Genomic DNA, 15,225 nt, shown 5'->3' on the forward strand with positions numbered 1-15,225 from the left:
AACGGGTTCACCATAGCACGGTTCACGGTGCCGGGCCGTCATGACGTTGTCACCATCTCCGGGGCGCTTCCTGGGGTTAACGCCGGAGAGGAGCTGCGCTTAAAGGGGGCGTGGGTTAACCACAAGAAGTACGGGATGCAGTTTAAGGTCAACTCCTACCAGTCTATCACTCCGGCCACAACTGAGGGGATAAAGCGCTACCTGGGGTCTGGGTTGATCAAGGGTATTGGTCCGGTGCTGGCCAAGAGGCTGGTTGATCGGTTTGACGACGAAACGCTCAACGTCATCGACACACACGCAGAGCGCCTGAAAGAGGTTGAGGGCATCGGTGATAAACGCCTGGAAAAGATTCGCTCTGCCTGGACACAGCAGAGGGATATCAGAGAGATCATGATGTTTCTGCAGGGCCACGGGGTAAGCGCAACCTATGCAACAAAGATATTCAAACAGTACGGAGGCAGCGCCATTAAACGTGTCAAGGACAATCCCTACCAACTGGCAACCGACATACACGGCATCGGCTTCATCACGGCAGACAGGATAGCACAAAAACTGGGCTTCAGCAAGGACTCCAAACTTCGTGCCGTTGCCGGCATTCTCTATGTCCTGTACGAACTCTCAAACGATGGCCACGTGTACTACCCCTACGAGCCGTTGATGGCCCACTGCGGCAATGTCCTGGAGGTCGAAGGCGAAACACTCCTGGAGCCTTTTGACGCCCTGGTCGGCGACAACAAGTTGATCGTCGAGAGTTTAGCCGCCGCAGACCCCGTTGACAGTCACCGGGGGGTGTATCTGGCCAGGTATCACGTATCAGAGTGCGGGATTGCCGCCGCCCTTCTGGGACTAATGCAGGTAGCCAAGCATCTGAGGGCCTTTTCGGTTGACAAGGCCATAGCGTGGGTTCAAAGCGAGCTTGCCATCGGTCTGGCCGATAACCAGGTAGCGGCAGTCAAGGCCGCCATTGCCCACAAGGTGCTCGTCATAACCGGCGGTCCCGGCACCGGCAAGACCACCATTATCAACGCCATCATAAAGCTCTACCAACAACTGCACCATCGAGTGCTCCTGACCGCCCCCACCGGCAGGGCTGCAAAGCGTATGCAGGAGTCTACCGGTTGCGATGCCAGGACGCTTCACCGGTTGCTGGAATTCAGCCCCAAGAGCGGGACGTTCAAGCGCAATGAGCAGGCCCCCCTTGACGCCGACCTTGTTGTTGTTGATGAGGCATCCATGATCGACACGGTACTGATGTACCACTTCCTGAAGGCGGTACCAAGACGTGCAACCCTGATAATCGTTGGCGACACGGACCAACTGCCATCCGTGGGGCCTGGCAATGTCCTGGCTGACATCATCGGTGCCGGGACGGTCCCAAGCGTCAGGCTCAAGGAGATATTCAGGCAATCGCAACAGAGCCGGATCGTCGTAAACGCCCATCGCGTAAACGTCGGCGAAATGCCATCCCTCAGCGGCAATCTGACCCATCAGCAGGACTTCTGTTTCATCGAAGCCGAAGACCCCGAGGCAATACTCAAACACGTAGTGCAACTGTGCAAGGACACAATCCCTCAGAGGTACAGACTCGACCCCATGAACGATATCCAAGTACTCACTGCCATGCACAAGGGCACACTGGGCGCCACAGCGCTCAACGCACAACTGCAACAGACACTCAACCCATCAGCCACAGAACTTATACGCGGAGGCAGGGTGTTTAAGGTCGGCGACAAGGTCATGCAGACCGTCAACAACTACGACAAGGACGTCTACAACGGCGACATAGGCGTCATACAACGAATCAACGCCGTAGACCACGAACTCATCGTGCAGTTTGACGGCAGGGGCGTGGCCTTTGAGTTCATAGACCTCGATGAAATAGTCCTGGCCTACGCCATCTCAATCCACAAGGCCCAGGGCAGCGAATATCCAGCCGTGGTGATACCCATACACACGCAACAGTTTATAATGCTTCAGCGCAATCTGCTCTATACCGCCATAACCAGGGCACGACGCCTTGTAGTCCTGGTTGGCAGCAAACGCGCCATTACCATCGCCGTACAAAACAACAAAACAAAGAGGCGGTACACATACTTGAAAAATAGATTGCTGTTGACAGATTTTCCTTAAATCTGTAGAAACACCCATCTTAGAGTGGTATACCTTAATTATAGCGTGTTTCGATTGCATATGATACAAAAAAAAGAAAGGGGCGGCTCCGCCCCCCTTCAGAACCCCCTGCAAGGGGGCCAGCCCCCTTGACCCCATTTATCTTCATCCATAGTACATATTTCTCGCAGTTATTTAAACCTCTAAACCTTTTTTTGCTTCTATGCGTAACATGAGTTATAGGTTCACTAAAAAGTGGTCTTGACAAAGGGGGCCACTTTAGGGTATAGTTATTGAATAAAAGAGATATGATGTTTTTTTTAATGGAGTGCTACCAATAGTATTATGTTTATGTGTTTTTGTATAAAACATTCCGTCCGGGTAGTTATAAGGCAGTCATGAGAGTTTTATTGCTTAATCCGCCTTGTCATATACCAATAATTCGAGAAGGTCGTTGCCAAAGCCCTCAAAGCATGAGAAAATCATCCATTCCTCAAATGACTATGGCGTATCTGGCATCAGTGCTTACTAACGAAGGACACACTTTAAATGTTTATGATTGCATTGCATCAAATCTGAGCAAAGAGAGCATATTTTCGAAAATGGATAAATTCCAGCCTCAGTTAGCAATTATAAACACAACAACGCCTTCAATTAATAGTGATATGGTATTTGTAGAAGAGTACAAGAAACGTTATAAAGATTGCTTTGTTGCTATTTTTGGGACACACGTTACAGTTCTCCATGAGAAGATAATGGAACGTTATCATTTTATTGATTGTATAATTAGAAACGAACCTGAAATTAGTGCTAAACACCTTGCCTGCGCACTTCAAAACAAACAACTTTTTGGAGGAATCAAAGGGTGTACAATGAGAATCAACGAGAGTATTGTCATCTCAGAGGACAGAGAATATAATCAGGATTTGGATTCATTAGGTTTTCCTGCGTGGGAGCATTTCAATAAATATAATTACATACATCCAATTTTCAATAAACCTTATGTTATGGTTAATACATCGCGAGGTTGCGTTCATAAGTGTATTTTTTGTGTCGGACATATCTTCTATGGTAAACAAGTGCGTTATCGGTCAGTTGAGAGCGTTATAGATGAAATTGAAAATTATGTAGTTGCTAAACTTGGAATACGACATATATGGTTTTATGCCGATGATTTTACAGCATCTCCTGAGTATGTCAAAAAGCTTTGCAGGGCAATTATAAATCGTAAAATTAAAATAACATGGTGGACAAATACACGAGTGGACAAGCATGATGAGGAAATGTTCCGCTGCATGAAAGAGTCGGGATGTTTTATGCTCTCCATTGGAGGAGAGAGTGGTAACTCAGGTATTCTTCAAAAGATAAAAAAAGGTACTACGCCTGAATATATTAAAAATACCGTAAATCTTTTGAGAAAAGTCGGCATCAACTCTCTTGTCTATTTTCTGATAGGGCTTCCTGGAGAGACACGAGAGACAATAAAAGAAACATTGAACTTTGCAATGGAGATAAATCCTGATTATATCGAGTTCTATCCGGCAACGCCATACCCCGGAACAGAATTCTTCGATATGGCTAATGATAGAAGCTTAATAGTTGATACCAACTGGGATAATTATATGTGTGGAGGAAATCATTTTGTTGTTGAAATTCCCGGTGTGAAGAGAGACGAACTTGATGAAATACTCATAAGAGCTTATCGTGCATTCTACCTGCGCCCTGCGTATATAAAGATATTCTTGAAACGTGCGCTCAAACCAGCCGAATTTTTACGCCTTATAAGCTTTGGTTTGACGTATTTTAGAAGATTCACAGACACTACAAATGAAAAACAGGTAACAAATCCATGATTTATATTCTTTTGCCTTCTTATAATGAAGGTGCTTCCATAGGCACCCTTCTCAATCGTATTTCCACGGGAATGAAAAACAGAGGTTTCTCTTATAAAATAATAGTTTATAATGACGGTAGTACGGATAATACAATTGATATCCTTAGACAGAATGAATATAAGATTCCCTTGAAAATCTTAGGAAAAGAGCAGAATATGGGTCTTGGAGTTGCCATGTTGGCTCTTATCAAAGAAGTAATCACATCTTCCGAGAATAATGTAGAAGATATTGTAATTGTTTTTGACTCTGACAATACACATAATCCAGAACATATATATCACATGGTAAACAGGATCAAAGACGGCTTTGACGTAGTGATAGCATCCAGGTACCTCAGAAATAGCAGAGTTGTTGGAGTTACACGTTTCAGACAGTTTCTTAGCATGTGTGCCTCATTGACAATGAGGGTTTTATTCCCAATAGAGGGTGTGAAGGATTATACTTGTGGTTATCGTGGCTACAGTATGACATGCTTGAAGGGGGTCTATGAAAAATTTGGCGAACAACTCATTGAGGAAAGAGGGTTTGCGTGTATGGCCGAATTACTTATAAAATTGAGGAGCATAGGAATACTCGCCGTAGAGATTCCAATTGTACTCAGGTATGATTTTAAAAAAGGAGAGAGCAAAATGAAAATAAAAGAAACAATAAAAAAGACTTTGCATATGATCTTAAGACTCTACACAATAAGACATAATGCTTGATTATAATAAAATAGCCTTCATAGTGCCACCAGTTTCTTTGAATGAGATATATGGAGGCCTGTCAAAAGTAGGTGCAGTCTCACCTCCTCTTAATCTTCTGCTTTTAGCTGCAATTGTACGCAAAAATGGATATGAACCTCATATCATTGATTCTCCGGCACTGGGTCTAAGCTATAAAGACGTTGTTACAAGGTTATTGAGAATTAATCCAAAATATGTAGGTTTAACTGCAATGACCCCCCATATCATGCAAGCCGGTAAACTCGCAAAACTCATAAGGGAAAATGTTCCTGAAGCGCTTATTCTTCTGGGCGGTGCACACATCTCATCAGTTCCAGAGGAAACAATGATTCGCTTCCAGGAAATAGACGTAGGATTTATAGGTGAGGCGGATTATTCGCTACCTGAGTTTCTTGATATGGCAAGGCAAAATAATAGTAACGCTGTTAGGGGTATCATAATACGAGCAAATGGACAACTTCGTAAAACCGACGACAGGGTAGAGAAAATAACATTAGATAAACTTCCTTTTTATGCCTGGGATGTTTTGGAAGGATTTCCACATGTCTATACCCCACCCCTCTTTACGACACATCGTATACCGGCAACTCCGGTGCTCACTTCAAGAGGATGTAGTGGTAAATGTATCTTTTGCTATAGTGGTTGCCACAAAACCATATCGGCACATTCTGCAGAGTATATAACAGAGATGCTCAAGTATCTGAAGAAAACCTATAAAATAAAGGAATTTATGATTTTTGATGATAACTTCGTTATGCACAGGCAGAATCTAATCAAGTTTCTTAATCTTATGATAACAGAAAAGTTATCTCTTACGTGGTCATGTAATGCTCGTGTCGATATGGTTGATGATAAATTACTCCGTTTGATGGCAAAAGCTGGTTGTTGGCAAGTATCATATGGCATAGAAACAGGAAGCCAGGAAATAATGGATAGACTTGAAAAAAATATCACCATAGAAAAAGTGCAATATGCTATTGAAGCCAGCAGAAAGGCTGGAATTAGAACAGTGGGCTATTTTATGTTAGGCCATTTTGGTGAAACTCAAAAAACCATGCAAGAAACCATAAAGTTTGCCTGCGATTTAGGTTTGGATGATTTCAGACTAAGTTTTTTTACTCCCTTACCAGGAACTAAAGCTTTACGGATAGCAGATCAATATGGTGAGTTGGATAATGAGTGGGCTAAAATGAACTTGTTCTCACCTGTTTTTATTCCATACGGCATGAAACGAGAGCAGTTAATTGCTGAACAAAAGAGAATGCTCAGAAAATTCTTCTTTCGTCCAAAGGTAATATTTTCTTATTTAAAAATGATAAAGAGACCTATTCTTGCAATTAAAGGTGCCTATCTGTTTGCTAACTATGTTTTGCACAGAAATTAGATTTTATGATTAAGTACCTGCTAATGAGGTATGAAGCCAGGGAAAAAAACAGTATACTGAAATGACACAGGTTTTTTCAGGCATGATAATTGAGTGTGAGATAATGGGGTCAAGGGGACTGGTCCCCTTGCAGGGGGTTCTGAAGGGGGGCGGAGCCGCCCCTTTCTTTCTTCTATTCGGGCAATTTTGATACCCGAAAAAACTCGAATCCGATCAGTATAGTGGTAAGGTTTAAAACTGTTAGTTATTGTATCAAAACAGTTATGTCTGTTTTGCAAAATATTACAATTAAGGATATTTTTTTTCTTATTTCTATCTGCTTGTTATTCATCTTAAGTAATCATGATGTCAACGCATTGTTTGACAATAGTTTCAACCCCAATGGATGTGGAACTGTTTATATTAAAGGTAAATATCCCACTCCCAATTATAAGACTATAATACCTTGTGGGACAAAACGCATTAAGTTAGACCCGGGATTTCAAACCGGAACTGTGTCAATAGTAAACATATGTATTGAAAGTAAGTATCTGAACAAATGTTTCGATGCGACCGAAATAAAAGAAAGAAACTTTTACAATTCTCGCAGCAAAAACTTAAGAATAGAAGATGGCATCTTATTTTTCGACTATGTTGGAACAACCTCCCAAACGGTTTTGTGGGATGGTAGCCGTATTATATTTGCTGACTCTAAACAATTCGACGAAAGTAATATCGTCCCGCCTCATGCAAACCTGAAAAATAATATCATTGCAGGAATGTTATTCATAATATTAATAGTCATATCAGGTATTAAAAACAAAAATGATATACTGTTATATCACCCTTTTTTAATGATCTTTATAATAATCTTAATTTCACCTATTATTATGAACTTCATAATGAATTCAAATTATTTTGCACCTCCATCAGTAAGATATGCTGTCGGAGCCAGCTCGTTTGTCGGTTATCCACAGAAGATAAGAAACTTTTCGTTTTATGTTTTAATTGCTTTTTCTGTTTCTCTTTCTATAGTATGGTGTTTTATTCAGAGAAGATTTTTTTCAACGAATCATTCTGTTTCATATTATGAAGAGAGAAGTAAAACTTCTGAGTTCTCTATAATATTTTTGATTGTTTGCTTATTAGTTCTTTTTATATTTACTTTCCCGGATTTTACTCAACAACCAGACAAATGGACACACGTCCCCCAATGGGATGTAAACAATTTTATATTATGGACTTATGCATACATCCAGGGTCTATTGCCATATAGAGATTTTTGGTACCCTTACTTTAATTTATTCTATATTATACAGCCATTTACATGGTCAAAGTTCTTATTGTTTGTAAATTGCTACGCTGTTTTAGGTGTATTATTGCTTTCCTTCTACATTATTTTAGAGCGAAATAAACTAATAACCATACTCCTCATGGTCGGCATAGTGATACTGAGCGATATAGGTTTTGTCGTTCTGATAAGGTACGGAGCTGCGTTTATGATAGTAATGCTTTTTATGGCAATTAACAGGCTAAACAATTTGAAATATACAAGGTTTATCGTATTTGGTGTAGTTGTTTCCTGGATATTAGTCATTAGCGTTGATCAAGTGGTGTATTCATTACCATCAATTTGCTACCTGTTTATATACTATTTGTTTGTGAAGTATAAAAAAAAGCATGACCGTATTTTTTATGTGAAAACTATATTTGCATCAGCGTTAACGCTACTCTTAATAATACTATTATTTTATATTCCATGGTATGCTTCACATGATCAGCTGGAAGGTTTATTGCGATATATTACATATGACATTCCATCTATGACAACCTATGCAGCCGTACCGTGGGATAGCAATGATATTTTCACCTTTAAGTTAACATATGACAGTCAGTTTATATTTACTACAGTGTTCATAATTACTTTCGGAGTTTATTGTGCTTTTTCTGCAAAAAATGACTTGCGACTTAAGATGTCAGAAGTTTTGATCTCTACGGGGATATTAGAAATAATGTTCTTGCTGAAGTTTTTTACCAAAGTTGGTATAAGTACAGCGATTAATGAATATTCCTTTATCGCTGCACTTATATCTGTGTCTCTTTGGAGTTTTGAGTGGAATATAAGACAACGTATAATATGGCACTTGTTTATATTATTTATAATATCGCTTTTTATTAATAGTTATAGTCTTAGAAATAGCATGGATATGCTTGTTATTGAAAGAATTAATAACATTTTCAAATCTATAAAGTATATAGCAAAAAATTATGACCTGTCAGATAAAACTATGGCTTCCTATATCGCATCGTCTGCATTTGAAAAATACAGTTATAAAAATGAGTTTCTGGCCTTCTTAAATAATGACAAACCGAAAAATTTTTATGTTTTGGGAGATTCCTCTTATTTTTATATAATAGCAAGACAAAAACCTCCATATACAACCACTTTTTATGACACATCACCAATTCACTTGCAAAATAAAACAGTGGAGTGGTTAAAACAAGAAAAACCGGAATACGTAGTGATAAACTGGAGAGAGTTAACTATGACTAACAACGTTCCATCACAAGTCAGAGTGCCGATATTATATGCTTACATAATAAATAATTATTCTTTCTATAAATCTTTTGAACATCTGCATATCTTAAAGCTGAAAAAAGCAAACTATAATATCGATGTAAATTATTGGATTCATCATATGACAAATCAAATAGACTTAGGTTATATACCTGCCATTTCAAATATTGAGGCGTTTGACGATTGCAATGACAACTGCTCAATCAATAACACTATTTTATTTCTAAAAATCATCCCAAAAACACCAGCCAATTTTAAAAGAAGGATCGGTATTAACTATACTCAATATAAGTTTGATATTTGGTTCAAACAAAAAATTAACAAGCAGCAATACTATATAAATTTAGACAGAATATGGTTTGTAAATGCCATGAAAGGTAATGGATATAAACTCATGCCAAAAATAGAGAGTGATAGTGACGTGGATGTTTATATTATCAAAAAGAAAACCAGAGATGATCTTTTGTACTAATAGGTCACTCAATTCTTTACTATAGTTTGAGGTTACTCATGGGGGGTGGCTTTTTAATTCTGCATCAGTCAGCAGACCTAAATATTATCAGAGATATTTTCCAGGACACTATAGGCATCCTCTTTAAAGTCTTTGACGTCAAGGACATCTATGTGCAGGTCTGTCAGCACTTTTTCGTGTGTCTCTACAAAGTCATCGTCGGTCTGCACAGGAGCCGTGCCCGAATAACCATAGGAGAGGCATATGTGTTCCGCCAGAATCAGGATTGCCCATAATTGCCTGATTTCTTCGTAGTTTGCAACACTTGGTGGAACGTCTATCTCTCTGGAGTGATGATTTCTTATTACCTTGAAATACTTATCTCCGATCCCCCAGGTCTTTACTATCAAGCTGCCTATGTCTGCATGGTTTGAATTATACTTCTCCTCTTCATGTTCAATCACTTCAATGGCACCGGACATGGCATGATCGGAAATAGCCTCATAATCCGGAAATCTCTTCAGAAACAGAGGGATTGCACAGTCATGAAATAACCCTACAAGGTAAGCACTGTCAACGTACTTAGGGGCTCGCTTACTCGCAATGTAGCCACACACCGTAGCACAGGCAACAGAATGTTTCCAAAACTTCTCACTGACAATACCAGCATCCTTCAATGAACTTTGCATGGCTACGGATAACACCATATTGGTAAAGGCATTCAGCCCCAGGACATTCAGCGCCCGTTCAACACTGTCTACCTTGCCGGAGGCATACACCGGGGAATTTGCCAGCTTGATCAACAAGGCTGAAATGGAGACATCCTTCTTGATCTGCTCTATCATCTTGGTTAGAGATGGCTTTGGTTTTTTCAATTCACTGTACAGCTCGGTGACAATCTCAGGACAGGGCGGTATCTTCATGCTCGTTATAGATACTTGCTGACCCTTTGGGTCATCAGGTGTCCTTTTCTTTAGTTTTTCAAGGTATGGTTTGAGTTTTTGTTCTATAACGTTATTTTCAACCGGTTTCATGATATATTCCGTCACGGAGGCATTGAGGCAGACCATTATACTTTCCCTGTCACGACGTTGGGTAATGATAATGAAAGGTACATTTGACATCTTTATGTCCTGTCTCGCCCGGACAAGCAACTTATGGCCATCGACATATTCATAGTCCCAATCGCTTACTATGAGTTCGTAGGTATTGTTCTCTGCCAGTTTTTTTATGGCGTCCGTATCGTTATAAACGATATCAAAGGCTACATCAGGAAAGCTATGTTTAATATAACCCTCTATAGCCTTGATAATTGTCATTGAGTGTGACACTATCAGTAGCATATGATAATCTCCGGTATTAAAGTAATCATCGTTGAGTTTTTTTCAAGCCCATTGCCTCAAGGGACAATGGTGTCATTATACAACATGCAAAATCACCAGTAACGTCTACTAAAACAGATCGGCCTTTCCACCACACAGCTCTATCAGGTGAGACATGGCCTTGCCGACCTTTTCGGCAGAATTTTCAGAGTTACAGATAAAAATCGCACTTTCTTCATTGGCTTCTTTTTTAATGCCTTGTTTGTCGTCCAGATAAGAGACATGTATTGCTTTTACCGATTTTTTCTTTTCTTTCTTATCCTCTTTTGAGTTGAGTTGAACGCCTACATTTACAAAATCTGTGTATATAACGAGTATTGGGTCAACACCATTTTTAACCATAGCAGGGTCCATTTCTTTTAAAGGGACTACGTATTTTCTTTGCAGTTGGCCAAACTGGTTGGTGATTTCCACAATAAAGGTGCAGTCGTCCTTTTCATCGAGGTAGACCCTGCTTCTTACATTGTTTGCAATCTTCATATTGTCACATCTTTCCTGAACAAAGGCGATAGTCTCTTTTTTGGTTGGTTTATCTTCAGCAAACGCAGCAGCGGAGCAATAAAGCATCAGAGCTACGGTTAATGGGACAACTCTGAACAAAGCCATAGAAAGACTCCTTACATCTGCACTTTCCATACAAATCAAACTCCTTCAAGAGTGTCGTTTAAGATACTAAGTCTGTATCTTTTATATCATGTTATTTTAGCATGTTATTTCAATATAGTCAATTGCCGTTGGCGATTGTTTTTGTTCCCATCATAAAACTCTAAGAAAAATAATGGCGCGTCAAGGGGACTTCTTTGTGCCCGCAGCGGGTCGCACCCGCCCCTGCCACAAACCGCCCCTTTCTTTCTTGTATGCAAGCAATTTTGATACCCGAAAAAAACTCGAATCCGATCAGTATACCACCCTTTTTTCCGTCAACTTTATGTTACACTACTATTATGAAAGAAAGACTTCAGAAGATCATATCGACACTAGGCATCATGTCACGAAGGAAGGCGGAGGAGTTGATAGTCGAGGGCAGGGTTACGATAAATGGTGCTGTGGCGGAACTTGGCGCCAAGGCCGATGTCTGCAACGACCACATCAAGATAGATGGCAAGTTAGTCAATCCCAGGGCCATTGAGCAACAGCGTATCTACGTAAAATTCTACAAACCCGTGGAAGTGGTGACGACCCTCGAGGACCCCGAGGGAAGGGTGACGGTAGGGCACTTCATTAAGGGCATAGGCAGGCGCGTATACCCGATCGGGAGGCTGGATTACAACTCAGAGGGGTTGTTGCTGCTGACAAACGATGGCGATTTTGCCCACAAACTCCTGCACCCGCGGCAGAGGGTACCCAAGACGTATCACGTAAAGGTCAAGGGCGTCCTGGAGGATGCCGATCTGGCAAGACTCAGGGCAGGCATAAAGCTTGATGATGGCATGACGTTGCCGGCAAAGGTTGGCCGCCTGCACGGGAAGACCGACGTAAACAGTTGGATAGAGATGACCATATATGAAGGCAGAAAGAGGCAGATTCGACGCATGTTGCAACGCCTTGACCACCCCGTCAGCAAGCTCAAGCGCGTGGCAATAAACGGCATCAGGTTAGGCGAGTTGAGGCCAGGACAGTGGCAATACCTTACCCCGCCAGAGATTGCCTCTGCCAAAAGGGAGTTTTAACAGACTGGGGTCCCTGGGGACATTATCCCCCGTGCTGGTTGAAGTGTGGTCATAACCGGCTCTACAGAAGGGTTGTCATCATGTATGATAAGAGTATACTGGAGAGATGGCTCAGGATAGCCGAGACTTTCCGTAAGCGGTTGGGTGATGAGGTAGCTATAAGCTACATTGTAGGTGAGCGGTTTTATTTTGTCTCCTGCGATGTCCTGTCGTACAGGAAGCTAGTGGCAATCTATAACATGCTGGGGGATATCGATGACGAGGACGAGTGTATGACTATCTTCCTGGAAGGTGAGCGACTGTTAGTTCAGTTTGCCGACATGATAACGTCTTATTATGACATAGATGAGATTAACGAGTACCTGGCCTCCTCTCCTGAGCTTGGGGCAATAGGGCGGATCAGACTCGAGGATGGTGATGAGTTCCTGCAAAAGTACATTGGGGACTATACGCGTCCGCTGGCAGTGGAGGTGGAAAATATATTTATCCTGGAGGAGATGAAGAAATACTTCAGTACGGCATAGGTAGGGAAAAAGCAGTTGCCATCAGTCGTTGTCACCATTTTCCTGTGCGTCCTCTGAGGAGGTCGTAGTACCCCCTGATGGCGCCTTTGACGGCGTTGAGATTGCCCTTGAGTAGTTCAATGACCAGCCAGGTGGGTATGGCAACAAAAAACTGAAGGGCATAAAACGCACTCCTGCGCATCCCCCTGAGACGTTTGCTGAAAAACAGCATCCTGTTCCTGTGAAAGTAGTACTGGTGCTGCTGACTGTAGAGGCCGCCTATTGAGGCGCTGATCTTGTGATATATGACTGAGTCGCAGTTTACGACAAGCCTGTAACCGGCATCCCGCACCCTGCAACAGAGGTCTATATCCTCGACGTTCAGAAAGTACCTGTCGTCAAACCCCCCTGTCTTGCGATAGACCTGCCGTGGGATCAGCATAAGACATCCGGTGATGAAACCAGCCTGCCGCATCCCCTTGCATGTGTTGTGCAGATGGTAGAATGCCCCCCTGATGTAGTCAATATAGCCGCCGCTGAACCATACATCGCCTTGCCTGTAGTAATTCCGGATCAATCCGCCAACGATACCGGCATCGTTGAAGTGTTCAAACGTTGCAAGCATCGTTGCAAGAAAGCCCTCCGTCACAACCGTGTCGTTGTTCAGGAGCAGGGCATAGTCATAATCGTCAGCAAAGGCACGCTCCATCCCCACGTTATTGGCAACACCAAAGCCCATATTGGTTTGTAGGACGATCAGTTCTGCCCAGTCGGCCTCGCAGTCCCGGAGCCATTGTGCGATCTCAGTCGTTGAACCGTCTGTTGAACCGTTGTCTACTATAAATACCTTGCTTGCACCGCACTGTGTTGTTGTCAACGACCTGAGGCACTCTATCGTGTCCAAATAGCCATTGTAGTTGACCAGTATGATGGCTACCTTTGGCAATAAGGGGTCAAGGGGACTTCTTTGTGGCTGGGGCGCCTCGCCCCTCCCCTTGCAGGGGGGGCTGAGGGGGGGGCGAGCCGCCCCCTCCTTTTTTTTTGCTACCATGAAATATAAAGAGGATACGGTTATTCATTCAACACCCATTTATTGTCCTTGTACGTGTAAAAGATATATTCCGAAGACAGCCTTGATATCTTTCTGAAGCTCTTTGGTACTTTTGCCTCACACTCTGTCAGGCTTTCATATTCGATATTCTGTCCGTCTGCCCCGACCTCGCTGTGCTTGTAAAAGAGGAGCTTCACCTCGGCAGTGTAGGGTTGCAGGGGGTCAGTGGTCTTTTGTATATCATGGCTAAACTCACCGGTGTATTCATTATAGGAAGATTGCCACAGGGAGTCACAGTAGGAGATCGATACACAGCGTTGTTTCTTTTTCTCTTGCCGGGCCTTTATTGTGGTGTTCAAGTCTGTTTCAACGGTTTTTTTAAGTTCGACAACAACGGCATCATTATCCGGTGGTGCCCCCTCCCCTGCGTTTGCCGTGAAAGTGTCATAGCAACAGGCCATGCAGAGGGACAAGAGAAAGATACATACCGTGAACTTGCTATTGCTGATTTGTTTTGATTCCATTTTATTTCCTCCTGATTTGAATCCTTATTATCTGACAACTGTTTATCTGAAACCGTTCAACTGCTTACCAGCCATTGTGACAGCCTTGCCTTTACCTCCTCCAACCTGCCGGCCCTCACCGCCTCGACGAAGTCTTTGCCGGCTGCTTCTTTTATAAGGGTGCTCTTCCGTTCAACATCGGCATTACTGTTGAGCACCCTCTGCCTGTACGTCCGCAGAAACGACACGTAATCGGCAAAACCCTCCGGATACAACGCTTCAAGCTCATGTCGTATGGTGCTTGCAAGGGCAGGGCTTGCCCCGGAGGTGGATACCGCTATGGTCAGCTCGCCCCTGGTCACCGACGATGGCACGATAAAACTGCACCGCTGCGGACTGTCAACGACGTTTATGAGGCCATTGAACTGTGCGGCGATCTCTTCATTAACCTGCCTGTCAGAGGTGGCCGCTATGACCAGAAACACGCCATCGAAGTCATCCTTGACAAACGTCCGTTGCCGGTGAGTAAACCTCCCGGCAGTCTTTAGGCGGTTTAACTTTTCTGTCAGCTCCGGAGCCACGATAGTCAGAGAAGCCCCCGCCTCGATGAGCTTTATGGCCTTTCGCTCTGCCACCTTGCCACCACCTACGAGGAGACACTCCTTGTTGGCGAGGTTAAGAAATACCGGATAGTAGGTCAATCCCTGCATGTTTTAACTCAATTATCATAATGCTTATGTTTCCAAGTATTAAAACACGACAGGGAAGTGGTTGTCAAGTGAGGTGGATTGCGGTTTACAGTTATATAGCACGTTTCGATTGGATTAAATACAAGATACATGGCATTTTTACGGGGTCAAGGGGTCAGCGACCCCCGGCATAAAAGGGGGACTTCTTCGTGGCCGGGGCGGGTGCGACTTTCAGCCAGGGGTTGCCAACCCCCCGCTGCGACAAGATTGCGCCTCGCCCCTCCCCTTGCGGGGGGTTCTGAAGGG

12 protein-coding genes are annotated in these 15,225 nt (G+C 42.9%); 7 read left to right on the top strand and 5 right to left on the bottom strand.

Translation table 11 applies throughout. The annotated features are described in order from the left end of the window. The 5 genes from recD2 to HWQ67_RS03490 all read left to right on the top strand — a co-directional run. The coding region (recD2, locus tag HWQ67_RS03470) for an SF1B family DNA helicase RecD2 (protein WP_218251254.1) at positions 1-2,130 on the top strand (2,130 nt) is incomplete at its 5' end. Positions 2,131-2,507: 377 nt separating this feature from the next. Then, positions 2,508-3,962 carry a B12-binding domain-containing radical SAM protein gene (locus tag HWQ67_RS03475; RefSeq protein WP_218251255.1) on the top strand — a complete coding sequence of 485 codons (1,455 nt, stop codon included), beginning with the start codon at positions 2,508-2,510 and terminating at the stop codon, positions 3,960-3,962. Continuing rightward, positions 3,959-4,708, top strand: coding sequence for a glycosyltransferase family 2 protein (locus tag HWQ67_RS03480; RefSeq protein ID WP_218251256.1), 750 nt, complete (start codon positions 3,959-3,961; stop codon positions 4,706-4,708). The genes HWQ67_RS03475 and HWQ67_RS03480 overlap by 4 nt, the downstream gene beginning before the upstream one ends. Then, positions 4,701-6,113, top strand: coding sequence for a B12-binding domain-containing radical SAM protein (locus tag HWQ67_RS03485; protein ID WP_218251257.1), 1,413 nt, complete (start codon positions 4,701-4,703; stop codon positions 6,111-6,113). Before HWQ67_RS03480 ends, HWQ67_RS03485 begins: the two co-directional genes overlap by 8 nt. Before the next feature lie 356 nt (positions 6,114-6,469). Further along, on the top strand, positions 6,470-9,142 hold the full coding sequence (locus HWQ67_RS03490; protein ID WP_218251258.1) for a hypothetical protein: 2,673 nt from the start codon (positions 6,470-6,472) through the stop codon (positions 9,140-9,142). Between the two features lie 77 nt (positions 9,143-9,219). Here the strand turns inward: HWQ67_RS03490 and HWQ67_RS03495 are convergent, their stop codons facing one another. Together HWQ67_RS03495 and HWQ67_RS03500 are read right to left on the bottom strand one after the other, a co-directional pair. Continuing rightward, the gene (locus tag HWQ67_RS03495; RefSeq protein ID WP_218251259.1) at positions 9,220-10,464 is read right to left on the bottom strand and encodes an HDOD domain-containing protein; all 1,245 of its coding nucleotides are present in this window, start codon (positions 10,462-10,464) and stop codon (positions 9,220-9,222) included. Between the two features lie 108 nt (positions 10,465-10,572). After that, positions 10,573-11,139, bottom strand: coding sequence for a hypothetical protein (locus HWQ67_RS03500; RefSeq protein WP_218251260.1), 567 nt, complete (start codon positions 11,137-11,139; stop codon positions 10,573-10,575). A gap of 308 nt (positions 11,140-11,447) precedes the next feature. Here HWQ67_RS03500 and HWQ67_RS03505 point away from each other — a divergent pair, with 308 nt between their 5' ends. Further along, a complete protein-coding gene (locus HWQ67_RS03505) occupies positions 11,448-12,173 on the top strand; it encodes a pseudouridine synthase (protein ID WP_218251261.1) in 726 nt (241 codons plus the stop codon). Between the two features lie 80 nt (positions 12,174-12,253). Further along, positions 12,254-12,697 carry a hypothetical protein gene (locus HWQ67_RS03510; RefSeq protein ID WP_218251262.1) on the top strand — a complete coding sequence of 148 codons (444 nt, stop codon included), beginning with the start codon at positions 12,254-12,256 and terminating at the stop codon, positions 12,695-12,697. Positions 12,698-12,728: 31 nt separating this feature from the next. On the opposite strand, the gene HWQ67_RS03515 is transcribed toward HWQ67_RS03510, so the two are convergent. From HWQ67_RS03515 to HWQ67_RS03525, 3 genes are all read right to left on the bottom strand, one after another. Continuing rightward, complete coding sequence (locus tag HWQ67_RS03515; RefSeq protein ID WP_218251263.1) at positions 12,729-13,622, bottom strand: glycosyltransferase family 2 protein; 894 nt, start codon at positions 13,620-13,622, stop codon at positions 12,729-12,731. Positions 13,623-13,747: 125 nt separating this feature from the next. Next, positions 13,748-14,251 carry a hypothetical protein gene (locus HWQ67_RS03520; RefSeq protein ID WP_218251264.1) on the bottom strand — a complete coding sequence of 168 codons (504 nt, stop codon included), beginning with the start codon at positions 14,249-14,251 and terminating at the stop codon, positions 13,748-13,750. 56 nt (positions 14,252-14,307) lie between these two features. Further along, positions 14,308-14,940: a precorrin-2 dehydrogenase/sirohydrochlorin ferrochelatase family protein gene (locus tag HWQ67_RS03525; protein ID WP_218251265.1), complete on the bottom strand. Its 633-nt coding sequence runs from the start codon at positions 14,938-14,940 to the stop codon at positions 14,308-14,310. Between the last annotated feature and the right edge of the window lie 285 nt (positions 14,941-15,225).

Source organism: Candidatus Magnetobacterium casense (genome assembly GCF_019173545.1).
GTDB lineage: Bacteria > Nitrospirota > Thermodesulfovibrionia > Thermodesulfovibrionales > Magnetobacteriaceae > Magnetobacterium > Magnetobacterium cryptolimnobacter.

Coding starts and splice junctions, on each gene's coding strand:
- HWQ67_RS03505 (WP_218251261.1), top strand. CDS start 11,448: ATGAAAGAAAGACTTCAGAAGATCATATCGACACTAGGCATCATGTCA.
- HWQ67_RS03485 (WP_218251257.1), top strand. CDS start 4,701: ATGCTTGATTATAATAAAATAGCCTTCATAGTGCCACCAGTTTCTTTG.
- HWQ67_RS03520 (WP_218251264.1), bottom strand. CDS start 14,251: ATGGAATCAAAACAAATCAGCAATAGCAAGTTCACGGTATGTATCTTT.
- HWQ67_RS03510 (WP_218251262.1), top strand. CDS start 12,254: ATGTATGATAAGAGTATACTGGAGAGATGGCTCAGGATAGCCGAGACT.
- HWQ67_RS03475 (WP_218251255.1), top strand. CDS start 2,508: ATGAGAGTTTTATTGCTTAATCCGCCTTGTCATATACCAATAATTCGA.
- HWQ67_RS03500 (WP_218251260.1), bottom strand. CDS start 11,139: ATGGAAAGTGCAGATGTAAGGAGTCTTTCTATGGCTTTGTTCAGAGTT.
- HWQ67_RS03480 (WP_218251256.1), top strand. CDS start 3,959: ATGATTTATATTCTTTTGCCTTCTTATAATGAAGGTGCTTCCATAGGC.
- HWQ67_RS03525 (WP_218251265.1), bottom strand. CDS start 14,940: ATGCAGGGATTGACCTACTATCCGGTATTTCTTAACCTCGCCAACAAG.
- HWQ67_RS03495 (WP_218251259.1), bottom strand. CDS start 10,464: ATGCTACTGATAGTGTCACACTCAATGACAATTATCAAGGCTATAGAG.